We start from the raw sequence: 12716 nt of genomic DNA on the forward strand, positions 1-12716 counted from the left end.
TTTATACCATGAAGTCTGAAGATAAGGCAGGAAAAAAACTTTATCTGGCTGTCTTTCTTCTGTCTTTCATATATCTTTCATCTATCTTTCTTCTGTCTTCGGATAACTGGTCAAGCAATAACACCTCACTCAACAAGTAAAAATAAATCCTCTCCCTCTGTGTTGGTGTAGTACCAGGAATTCATTTTTATCTGGCTTATCCGGTGGACAGTATAAATGATTCAATGATTCAATGATTCAATGATTCAATGATTCTCGGAAAAATAGTTCTCCGAAAATAGGCCTCAAAAATAACTCTCAAAACGGGTTTCAATATATTTATCTACTGTTGTTGAGGATAGTTAATCACGGTTCTTAAAGATGGTTAATGACAGTTCTCAGAAAGATATTAAGAGAAACTATATGTTCCTAAGAGAAACTGTATGTTCTCCAGTATACTAAATAAATTAATAAATTTTCAAAATGAATAAATTCCGATGGACTGTTCGGGGTTCAGGAAACCGGAGAGGTATCAGGGTTAAGCGTATGATGCAAAAGAACGGATACATGCGATATTTTACAAAACAAAGTTGCTACCCAAATCAGGCAGAAGCCATGGAGAAGATTCACTCTGCCCTCCTGCATGAGAAAATAGTGCTTTTTGAGGGAGCGTGCGGGACAGGCAAGACTCTAAGTTCACTTGCTCCTGCCCTTCACGTGGGTAAGAAGCTCAACAAGGTCGTAATCATAGTCACGAATGTCCACCAGCAGATGGTCCAGTTTATCCATGAGACCAGGGACATCAACAGGGACAACAGCATAAAAACAATTGTTTTCAAGGGCAAGACATCAATGTGTCCCGAGAACCTCGACTATGAGGAGTGCAAGCTAAAAGGGGAAAACACCTACGATCTCCTTGAGTTTGAGAGGGAAGTCTCTTCAAAGGAAAAAGAACTCAAAGATGCCTCCGAAAAACACAAACGGACAAAAGACCCTTCCCTCTACGCCCTCAGGAACGAGCTTGAAAAAGAAATCGAGGAAGCCCGAAAAAAGGCCCAGTCTTTGAGAAACCACTCCTGCCCAAAGCTTTATGAGGTCCTCAAGTACGAAGGAAATGAATTTTCCTCCTGGCTCTTTTCTGATGTAAGAAGTCCTGAAGAAGTTATGGAATATGCGGAAGACCGGGACATGTGCGGGTATGAGCTGCTTAAAAAGGAACTCAAAAACACAGAACTTCTTATCTGCAATTTCCATCATGTGCTCAGTGCTGACATCTTCATGACCCTCCTTAAATGGCTTGAGAGAGACCCTGAAGATATCATTCTTATCTTTGATGAAGCTCACAACATTGAGGCTTCAGCCCGTTCCCATTCCTCCGTAATGCTTTCTGAAATAACCATTGAAAAAGCCCTTTCCGAGGTCGGGGAGATTCCTGAGTCTGACAGTTCTCCTATGTTCGGGGGAGGCTCCGGGCAGGGTCTCGGGATTCCTCTTGACCAGGACTATGCCTCCCGGATCTACGCAAAAAGGCTTTTTTCCTGTTTGCTGACCTCTATCAGGGATACTTATGACTCAAAGTTGAAGTTCGGGGAGAGGAACAGGCTTGGAAAACACTGGCAGGATATTCAGATTAGCGATCCTTATGAGCGCCTCGATGTCCTGAAAGTTCGTTTTTTGCGGGATGCAAAGGTAGAAGGGTTTGCAGACGAAGAAAAGGTTCTGACCCGGCTGCGGGAAATCGGAGAGTTCGGAGGCAGGCTGGAAGAGATTTATGCTGAAAACTACAAAAAAGGGCTTCTTTCCGTTCCAAAGCGTTCCCAGATCCGTTATGTTGCAGATTTTCTTTCTTCTTATCTTGTGCTTTCGGACAGGCAGAACTATTATCCGATCCTGAACATGCGCAGGGACTTTAAAAGCGATAGGGTAGTCGGCAGGCTTGAACTTTTCACCTGCATTCCCAAAAATGTGACCCAACCGTTGCTTGATTCCGTTTATTCGGCAGTGCTGATGTCGGCTACACTTCGACCTTTTGAGATGGTAAAATCCACACTGGGAATTACCCGGGAAGTGGAAGAAATCACCTATGGGACCACCTTCCCACCGGAAAGAAGGCTTACTCTTGCAGTTTCAGTCCCTCCCCTCTTTGCAAAAAACAGGGACAGCCCTGAAACCCTGGAAAGTTTGAAAGAAGCGCTTCTTGCTGCCACTGCTGCATCGCCAGGGAATGTGGTCGTTTATTTCCAGAGCTATGCGGAAGCCCTCCGCTATAAAAAACTCCTTGAGCCCGAACTTTCGATCCCTATTTTCCTTGATGAGGTCGGGGTCTCAGCCCAGGAGATCAGGCAGGAGTTTTTCAAAATAGGGGAACAGGGAGGAAAAGCTTTGCTCATAACCTATCTCTGGGGAACATTGAGCGAAGGCGTTGATTTCAGAGACTCCCGCGGCAGAACCGTGATCGTTGTAGGTGTAGGATACCCGGCTCTGAATGACAGGATCAAAGCTGTGGAGTCGGCATATGATACGGTTTTTAACTGTGGAGATGGCTGGGAGTTTGCAGTCCAGGTGCCAACGACCAGGAAGGTAAGACAGGCAATGGGGAGAGTTGTCCGCTCTCCGGGAGATTTCGGGGTAAGGATTCTCCTTGATGCCCGTTACCAGGGCTCTCAGATGCGCAAGCTGGGTAAATTTTCGGTATTCGGATACTTCCCTCCTGAAGAAAGTAGAGAGTTTCTCGATGTAGCTCCAAGGGACGTGGGAAGCCTGGTAAAAGAGTTTTTTGCAAATGTAGTGCCCTATTCCCCTGAAAAAAAGGAGCCGGAATCTCCGGCTTCAAGTCGGCTGGAGTTCGGGAGCTTTGCAGAAAAGCTCTAAAAAGGACATAGCCCGATTACTCCAGCCTTTTAATTTACTTTCGTTTAATCCCTGTTAAACCGACTTCACAGTGCTCTCAGGCCTTTGAAACTACTATGTAGTTGTATTTTGTTACCGAAGTGCTACCTGCTGCATTGGTTACTGTCAGTTTTATCGTGTAACTTCCTGCTGCTGAATATGTGTGCTTCGGGTTCTGGAGGGTTGAGTACGTTCCGTCTCCGAAACTCCAGTTCCATGCAGTAGGCGAACCTGTGCTACTGTCCTTAAAGTACACATTCAGAGGTGCAGTTCCCGTTCTTGGAGAGCCCCAGCAGTTTATTACTGGTTTTTGTGTCGTTGTTCCTGTACCGGTTGTCCCTGCAGTTATATAGCTGGATTTTGTTGCCGTATTGCTGCCTGCAGCATTAGTTACTGTAAGCGTTACAGTGTAGGTTCCTGCTGTTGAATATGTATGTGTTGGACTCTTCTGAGTCGAACTTGTTCCGTCTCCGAAATTCCAGCTCCATGCTGTGGGTGTACCTGTACTGCTGTCAGTGAAAGCCACATTCAGGGGTGTATTTCCGGAAGTTGGAGATGCCGAAAACGCAGCAATCGGTGTTTGTGCAGCTGTTCCTGTCACTACAATATAATTGTACTTTGTCATTGTAGTACTGCCTGCCGCATTGGTTGCTGTCAGCTTTATCACGTAATTTCCTGCTGTTGAATATGTGTGTTTTGGGTTCTGGTCTGTTGAACTTGTTCCGTCTCCGAAATCCCAGTTCCACGCAGTAGGTGTTCCTGTAGTAATGTCTTTAAAGGTTACAGTCAGCGGTGCATTTCCTGATCTTGGGGTGCCCCAGAAGTTTACGACTGGTTTTTGTGCCGTTGTCCCTCCAGTTATTGCGGTTATATAACTGGACTTTGTCACCGTATTGCTGCCTGCAGCATTAGTTGCCGTAAGCGTTACTGTGTAGGTTCCTGCTGTCGAATATGTATGTGTTGGACTCTTCTGAGTTGAACTTGTTCCGTCTCCGAAATTCCAGCTCCATGCTGTGGGAGTTCCTGTACTGCTGTCAGTAAAGGTCACATCCAGAGGTGCATTTCCGGAAGTCGGAGATGCCGAAAACGCAGCAACAGGAGTTTGTGCAGCTGTTCCTGTCACCGTTGTGTAATAATACTTTGTTAGCGTATTACTGCCTGCAGCATTGGTTGCTGTCAGTTTAATCGTGTAACGTCCTGCTGCTGAATATGTGTGTTTTGGGTTCTGTTCCGTTGAATTAGTTCCGTCTCCGAAATCCCAGTTCCACGCAGTAGGCGATCCTGTAGTAATGTCCTTAAAGGCCACACTCAGCGGCGCATTCCCCGATCTTGGAGAGCCCCAGAAGTTTACGACTGGCTTCTGTTCCGTTGTCCCTGCAGTTATATAACTGGACTTTGTTGCCGTATTGCTGCCTGCAGCATTAGTTGCCGTAAGCGTTACTGTGTAGGCTCCTGCTGTCGAATATGTGTGTTTTGGGTTCTGATCTGTTGAAGTAGTCCCGTCTCCGAAATTCCAGTTCCATGCTGTGGGAGTTCCCGTACTGCTGTCAGTAAAGGTCACATCCAGAGGTGCATTTCCGGATGTTGGAGATGCCAAAAACTCAGCAACAGGAGTTTGCGCCGCCTCTGTCCCTACACTTATATAACTCGTTTTTGTTAGCGTATTACTGCCTGCCGCATTGGTTACTGTAAGCGTTACAGTGTAAGTTCCTGCTGAGGAGTATTTGTGTACAGGGTTCTGGACTGCTGAATTAGTCCCATCTCCGAAATTCCAGCTCCATGCTGTGGGAGTTCCTGTACTTGTGTCCGTAAATAGGACATTAAGCGGCGCGTTTCCTGAAGTAACATTGCTGTTGAAGCTTGCAACAGGAGTTTGCAAAGAGGTTCCTGTCACTGTTATGTAATAGTACTTTGTTAGCGTATTACCGCCGGCTGCATTGGTTGCTGTCAGCTTTATCGTGTAACGGCCCGCTGCTGAATATGTGTGTTTTGGGTTCTGTTCCGTTGAATTGGTCCCGTCTCCGAAATCCCAGTTCCATGCTGTGGGGGATCCTGTAGTAATGTCCTTAAAGGTTACAGTCAGCGGCGCATCTCCTGACCTCGGAGAGCCCCAGTAATTTACGACTGGTTTTTGCGGGGCTGTTACTTTTATATAATCCGCTTTTGTTTTTGTGTCGTTTCCAGCCGCATTGCTTGCTGTAAGTGTTACTGTGTAACTCCCGGCTGCTGAATATATATGCACTGGATTTTTCTGGGTTGAATATGTCCCGTCTCCAAAACTCCAGTTCCATGCAGTGGACGTTCCTGCGCTTGCATCAGTAAATAAAACATTCAACGGCGCGTTTCCTGAGGTTACATTGCTGCTGAAGTCCGCATCAGGGGCTGCAGGATTGGAAGGAGTTACAAGAGGCAGGTAATCTGAGTATATGCTGTTTGGTATACTATACGCGGAATCGGAAATCCCATCTCCATCCTTATCCACTGCGGTATTGGAAAAGCCTGACCCATCGGGTTTTCCCCAGAAGTTCCCTCCAATATAGCTTCCATAGATGATGTTTTTGCCTGCGGTTTTTGCGGTATTATAAGAGTTTCCGGTTCCGCTTTTAATGATCATATTGGTGTTATTGAAGTAGTTGTTATAAATGAGGTTTCTATCGCTCAGGCCGCAAACATACATGCCGTAAGCACTGTTCGAAGTAACAGTGTTGCCTGAAAGGGTATTGCCGTCAGAGGAACCAACATGGATGCCGCGGGCGTCGTTAGAAGCCGTATTTCCGGAGATTGTATTGCCGCTGGAGCTCCCAAGCACAATTCCATAAACCCCGTTATTTGTAACTGTATTTTTCGAGACGGAGCATCCTTTAGAACTCACGAGATAAATTCCACGCCCGTTGCTCATGAGCTTGTTATTCTCAATTATACAGTTATTGCATCCGGACAGATAGATTCCTGAATAGCTGGACCCGCTTGCTCCAATAGCTTTAATCCCGCTAATTTTTACATTATCTGCCTGTACGGAAAGTACATTTATAGTTGAACTTTTAGCTTTAATTATTGTATTATCAGGGTTTCCGGACTCAGACCTGATAGTGAGATCACCTGTAGATATTTTTATATTTTCGGTATAGGTCCCGGGTTTTATGGTAATTACATCACCCGAAGCTGCATTGTTTACGGCAGTCTGTATTGAACTTCCTGGCTGGACAATTATCTCTGCCGCTGCTCCAATACCTGAAATTAATGAGAATATGATAAAAATTCCTAATAATGTGATTAATTTATTTCTAATTTCCAATTCCTCCATCCATTCAAGAAAGTTAGGGGTGAAATCTGTATCAGGGGCGAAAATTGTATTATTAGTAATTCATGAAAACATGTACTCAATGCCCAATGAATGTACAAATGTAAAGCTCTGCGTTTGCGCTGAATTTACTAAAATCCAGAGTAAAATCCCTGCGTCAATCAATTTAACTACGCGGGAATGTATATAAATAAATATAAATATACTGATTTAATCTATTACTTTTATAAAAATATAAAACAGCATGCTGCTCAGTAAAGTAATAGTTCAATTGTAAGGCAAGAATTAGTATTTTAACTTCGTTAAACAGCTATCCTTATTACATTCTTATCTTTTTTATTATTGGTAATCAGTCTCTTTCAAAACAGGCAATAATATGCTCTTGATGGGTTGCTATTCAAAAATTATTATTTATGAGGAAACCGGGGCTCTATATATCTATCCGGATTAAGAAACGATATGGATTCAGAAATTAAGAAATCAAGTTAAAATACTGAGAAAACTGAAACTGTAGAAAATAAGATTTGTAGATAATGAGATTTGTAGAAAATGAGATTTGTAGATAATGAGATTTGTAGAAAATGAGATTTGTAGAAAATGAGGTTTGTAGAAAATAAGATGAAGGGATAAACCCCTCATCAATCGCTTTTCTGTATCAAAGCTTGACATTTAGCTTTGATTTGATTTGATTTGATTTGATTTGATTTGATTTGTTTGATTTGATTTGATTTGATTTGATTTGTTTGATTTCCTTTTTGTATCCTTTTAGCTTTTTTACTTTCTTTTATACAGGAAAACTGCAAGCACGCAGGCTATCCCATAGACTATTTCAAATCCTGGAGCCTTTGTATCCTCTCCCTGTGCAGAGCTCTGTTCAACTTCTTCACCCATGCTTTTTTCATCTTCTCTCTCAATGGAGCGAATTTCCTGTCCAGGCTCTGTTTCTGCTGTAGCTTCTTCTGAGAGGCTTTTTGCCTTACCTGTTATTGCAAAGGAAGAGAAGCCCGGGACCTCGGCAGTGAAGTACAGGAATTTCTCATCTTCCCCTGATAGGGTAACTGGCAGCTGCACCCAGGCTTTGTCCTCGTACCTGTTCAGGGCAATTGAAGCCTTATCTATCCTTTTATCCTCCATCCAGGTCTTTTCAACCTTGAAACAGATGACAGGGTTTTCTATATTCTTTGAGGTTGCATACCCGCTGTTTCCTACCCAGACGTTAAAGGACTTGTAGACCTCTCCTTCAGGCAATTTGGAAACAAGTGCAGACTTATTTTTTAATTCCTCGGTAATCGTTGTGGTCTTGCCAGCTGTCTTTTTTGCATCAAAGCTCACATATACAACACAGGTGGCGTTCTTTGTGAAATCAAACTTTACGGCTTTGTCATTTGTTATGTAAACCTGTGAAAGCTCTTTGGTTTCAACGTTTCTTGCAGGTTCGGGGGAACCACCACCGCCACCGCTGCTGTGGCTGCTTCCTCCGCTGCTGTGGCTGCTTCCTCCGGAACTGCTCTCTTTCAACACCTCTATATCAAGAGTTTTTGAAACCGTACCATTTTCGTTGGTTGCGAGCAGGTTTACTGTATAGGTTCCCGGAGCTGTGTACACATAAACTACGGTACTGGAACTCACGTCAGCCACTCCATCATTGTTAAAATCCCACCCGATCTCAGTTGCTTTTTGTGAGCGGTCTTTAAAGAGGACCTCAAGGGGAGCATAGCCGCTCGTAACATTCGCACTGAAGTCTGCAACAGGAAGACCTTTATCCTCTTCTGCCTCCAGCACTTTTATTTCGAGAGTTTTTGAAGCTGAACCGTTTTCGTTGCGTACCGTCAGGTTAACGGTATAGTCTCCCGGAACTTCATATACATAAACCGGACTCTGGTCGGTGGAGTCAGGCTGTCCGTTGTTGTCAAAATCCCAGCTCCAATAAACTGTATTTTGTGAACGATCGGTAAACTGGACAGTAAGAGGAGCAGGGCCCTGAATAGCATTGGTGCCGAAATCTGCAACCGGGATTACAGGCTCGGGTACAGGCTCAGAGGTTTGAAGAACAGTTATTGCACCGATTTTTGAAGTCTGACCGTTTGAATTGCTTACTGTAAGTGTTACCGTGTAAGTTCCTGCTGAGGAGTATGTGTGTGCAGGGTTCTGATCTGCTGAATTCGTTCCGTCTCCGAAATCCCAGTTCCATGCAGTGGGAGTTCCTGTGCTTTTGTCAGTAAATAAGACATTTAGCGGTGCATTCCCTGAAGTTACATCGCTGCTGAAGTCTGCAATAGGGATTAAAGGTTCAGGTACAGGCTCAGAGGTTTGAAGAACCGTTATTGCACCGGTTTTTGAAGTCTGACCGTTTGAATTGCTTACTGTAAGTGTTACCGTGTAAGTTCCTGCTGAGGAGTATGTGTGTGCAGGGTTCTGGTCTGCTGAATTCGTTCCGTCTCCGAAATTCCAGTCCCATTTAGTGGGAGTTCCTGTGCTTTTGTCCGTAAAAATGACATCAAGCGGTGCATTCCCCGAGTTAACATTGCTGCTAAAGTCTGCAATAGGGATTACAGGCTCAGGCAAGTTAGAAGCATGTGTAAGAGGCAGGTCATCTGAATATATGCTGCCTGGTATACTGTACGCGAAATCGGAAATTCCATCCCCATCTTTATCCACTGCTTTATCGGAAAAACCCTCCCCATTAGGTTCTCCCCAGTAGTTCCCACCAATATAGGTCCCACCAATAATATTTTTTCCTTCCTTTTTTTCAATATTATAAGAGTTTCCAGCCCCGCTTTTAATTGTCATTTTGGTGTTATTGAAGTAATTGTTATAAATGCGGTTATTGTCGCTCAGGCCGCAAACATACATGCCGTAATCACTGTTCGAAGTAACAGTGTTGTCTGAAAGGGTATTGCCGTCGGAGGAACCAACATGGATGCCGCGGGCGTCGTTAGATGCCGTATTTCCGGAAATGGTATTACCGCTGGAACTCTCAAGCAGAATTCCATACACACCGTTATCCGTAACAGTATTTGTCGAAACTTTACAGCCTTTAGACCACAATATATGAATTCCACGCCCGTTGCTAGTGAGCTTGTTGTTTTCAATTATACATTTGTTGCATCTTGACAAACAGATTCCTGAGTAACTGGCCCCAGCTCCAATAGCTTTAATCCCGCTAATCCCAACATTATCTGCCTTCACTAAGAGCACGTTTTCTTTTGAACTTTTAGCTTTTATTATTGTATTCTCAGGGTTTCCGGACTCCGACCGGATAGTGAGGCTATCGATACCGAGGCTATCTTTAGATATTATGATATTTTCGGTATAGGTCCCGGGTTTTATGGTGATTATATCACCTGAACTTGCGTTGTTTATGGCAGCCTGTATTGAATCTTCTGGCCAGACAATAATCTCATCTGCAGTTCCGATTCCAACACAGAATATCAGAATGAGAAAAGCAATTAGTAAAACGGTTAATTTATTTCGAATTTCGAATTCCTCCGTCCATTCAAGAAAGTTAGGGGTGAAATATGGATGAAATTCCATCTATCAACAATTAACTTAAATTTCCTTAAAAATTTATAAATGTGCATATTTAACAATAAATATTTTATAACTGAATTACTTATTCACACACCGGATCCTTTATATTAAAGACTTTTATTTAATTGGAAAACGCGTGAAACAATATAAATATACTGATTTGGATTAATACTTTTAAATAGATATAAAAAAGAATATTTACAGAAGAGTAAAGAATATTCGAATTGTAAGATGATAGTCAGTCTATTTTACTCAATTAGGCAGCTTCTTTTACAACCTCAGGAGAGGTAAAAGTCTGGGTAATATCCGGATAAAAGATTTCCGAGATAAAATGAGGGTAAAAGATTTCCGAGATAAAATAAGGATAAAAGATTGGGCAGAAACTGATAATGTAGAAAAATAAGATGAAGGCGTAAAACCTTCATCAATCATTTTTCTGTATCAAAACTGATACTTGACTTTTGATTTGACTGCCTTTCTTTTGTATTCTTTTAGTTTTTTTGCTTTCTTTTATGCAGGAAAATAGCGGACATGCATATTATCCCATATCCAATTTCGAACCCGGGGGCCTTTGTGTCTTCTTCCTGCCCGGAATTCGGTTCAACTTCTTCCTCTATACTTTTCATCTCTTCTTCTGCGGCGCGAGTTTCCTTCTCAGGCTCCGTTTCTGTTGAGTCTTCTTCGGAGAGGCTCTTTGCTTTTCCTGTTATTACGAACGAAGAAAATGCCGGAGTTTCGGCTGTGAAGTACAGGAATTTGTCGTCTTCTTCTAATAAGTTGACTGGCAGCTGTTCCCACTTTTCTTCACTGTACCTGTTGAGGATAATCGAATCCTTATCGATCTTTTTATCCTGGAGCCAGGATTTTTCAACCTTAAAACAGACGACCGGGTTTTCTATATTTTTTGAGGTTGCAAATCCGCTGTTTCCTACCCATACATTAAAAGATTTGTAGACCTTTCCTTCAGGCAGTTCCGAAACCAGAGACGACTTATTTTTTAATTCCTCAACAATCGTTGTGGTCTTTCCTACTGTCTTTTTTGCATCAAAGCTCACATAAACAACACAGGTTGCATCCTTCGTGAAATCAAATTTTACAGCTTTTCCGTTTGTAATGAATACCTGTGAAAGTTCTTTGGTTTCAACGTTTCTTGCAGGTTCAGGGGACCCGCCGCCGCCGCTGCTGCTTCCTCCGTTGCTGTGGCTGCTTCCTCCGTTGCTGTGGCTGCTTCCGTCAATGCTCTCGTTCTCTACAGTTATCAGAGTAGTTTTTGGGGATGTGCCGTTTTCATTGCTCACTGTCAGCTTAACTGTATAAGTTCCTGTGGCAGTATACACATAAACAAAGCTTGCCTCTTTTGAGTCCTCGATTCCGTCATTGTTAACATCCCAGCTTCTCGAAGTTGCATTTTGTGAAAGGTCAGTAAAGAGGACTGAAAGGGGAGCAGAGCCGCTGATGACATTTGTGCTGAAGTCTACTACGGGAAGATTGTTATTTTCATTTACATTTTCATTTTCTTCCTTTTCTTCTTCCTCTTTTTCCAGCACAGTTATAATAGCAGTTTTTGAATCCGTGTCTTTCAGGTTGCTTACTGTAAGGTTAACGGTATAGTTTCCTGCCAGGGAATAAGAATGCGTTGGATTCTTATCAGTTGAAGTAGCTCCGTCTCCAAAGTTCCAGCTTCTCGATGTTGCGTTTTGTGAAAGGTCGGTAAAGAGGACTGAAAGAGGAGCGTTCCCACTTACAGTATTTGCCTTGAAATTTGCCACAGGAAGCACAGGTTCAGACTCTGTCCTGGGAGTTACCAGGGGCAGGTAGTCAATAACACCCTCTGCTATCTGGTATGTTTTTTCAGCTATCCCATCGCCGTTAGTGTCCAGGTGGGTCTGAGAGAATCCATCTCCTGCAGGTGTTGCCCAGTAGTTCCCAGCTATATAAGGACCATCTATGATGTTTTCACCTGTGGTTTTTTTAGTGTTTAATTGGGGGCCATTCCTGTCATGTAATTCGTCTACCTGCAGGTTAATGTTATTTGAAAAATAATTGTTATAAATAGTTGCCTGTTCGTCGATTATGTGGATGCCGATTCCACAGTTTTTGAATGTATTCCCCGTGACTACGTGGCCGCCGCCACCCCATGTAAATTTTATACCAGCATCACATTTTTGAAATGTGTTTCCTGTAATTTTATTATTCCAGCTATCATAAGTGGACACCCCGAATTTGCTCCCTGTAAAGAGGTTATTCATTATTGTCTGATTTCCATACAGGTAGCTGTTACCTATACTTACACCGCAGCCTTCAAACCTGTTATTTCTTATTGTGCACTCTATGCCACCCTGGTCAAAGCCTACACCCTTCGTGATTGTCAACCCTTCTATACGTGACTGCCTGTATATATCAAAGCCACCAACCGAGGGATATCCCGAAGCTCCTTTTATTGTTACAGATGTGTTTACTTGTATTAGTTCATCCGGATAAGTTCCTGGCTTTACTATTATAGTGTCTCCGTCAACTGCGGCGTTTAGTGCAGTCTGTATTGTTTCATAGTCTGCGGATTTGTCATTATCGTCCACATAAATTGTTGCAGCTGATGCACTCCCTCCGATAACCAGATAAAGTGCAAGAATTATTACAAATAAAATTATACCATGTCTTTTTGCTTTCCACACAATAAACCCCTCAAAATATATTTTTGCGTTTCATTTTAATTAAAATCACAAGTTTTTGCTTTCGATTATGATAATATGTTCTTGTCCAAAGGCTGCGCTGTTTTTATAGTATATATACTAAGCTTTAAGCCCGACTTTTTGATTTTTAATATTAGTTATTTTACAGAATTAGTACTGTTATATAATATTAACTAAATCATCATATATTATCCTACTAAATCATTTTATTTTTTCCTACTGTCTATTTTTCACTGTCTATCTTCCCAAATAAAAAGAGCCCTATGTTTTCGAAAGCCCTCCCTCAAAAGTAATCCGGATATTAATTTGAAATCAGAGGAGAAGGC

At 42.6% G+C, this 12716-nt stretch carries 4 protein-coding genes; 1 reads left to right on the plus strand and 3 read right to left on the minus strand.

Going from position 1 to position 12716, the window contains the following annotated elements; translation table 11 throughout:
• The first annotated feature begins 525 nt into the window (after window positions 1-525).
• Window positions 526-2850: an ATP-dependent DNA helicase gene (locus EO98_RS05575; RefSeq protein ID WP_048139888.1), complete on the plus strand. Its 2325-nt coding sequence runs from the start codon at window positions 526-528 to the stop codon at window positions 2848-2850.
• A 76-nt stretch (window positions 2851-2926) separates the two neighbouring features.
• Here the strand turns inward: EO98_RS05575 and EO98_RS19100 are convergent, their stop codons facing one another.
• The 3 genes from EO98_RS19100 to EO98_RS05590 all read right to left on the minus strand — a co-directional run bounded on the left by EO98_RS19100 (window position 2927) and on the right by EO98_RS05590 (window position 12372).
• The gene (locus tag EO98_RS19100; RefSeq protein ID WP_048139886.1) at window positions 2927-6172 is read right to left on the minus strand and encodes a PKD domain-containing protein; all 3246 of its coding nucleotides are present in this window, start codon (window positions 6170-6172) and stop codon (window positions 2927-2929) included.
• 771 nt (window positions 6173-6943) lie between these two features.
• Window positions 6944-9703 carry a PKD domain-containing protein gene (locus EO98_RS05585; RefSeq protein WP_052735080.1) on the minus strand — a complete coding sequence of 920 codons (2760 nt, stop codon included), beginning with the start codon at window positions 9701-9703 and terminating at the stop codon, window positions 6944-6946.
• Between the two features lie 488 nt (window positions 9704-10191).
• Window positions 10192-12372 (minus strand): PGF-pre-PGF domain-containing protein, encoded by a 2181-nt coding sequence (locus EO98_RS05590; protein ID WP_052734494.1) that lies wholly within the window; start codon window positions 12370-12372, stop codon window positions 10192-10194.
• Window positions 12373-12716 lie beyond the last annotated feature (344 nt).

The organism is Methanosarcina sp. 2.H.T.1A.6 (assembly GCF_000979455.1).
In the GTDB taxonomy this organism is placed as follows: Archaea; Halobacteriota; Methanosarcinia; order Methanosarcinales; family Methanosarcinaceae; genus Methanosarcina.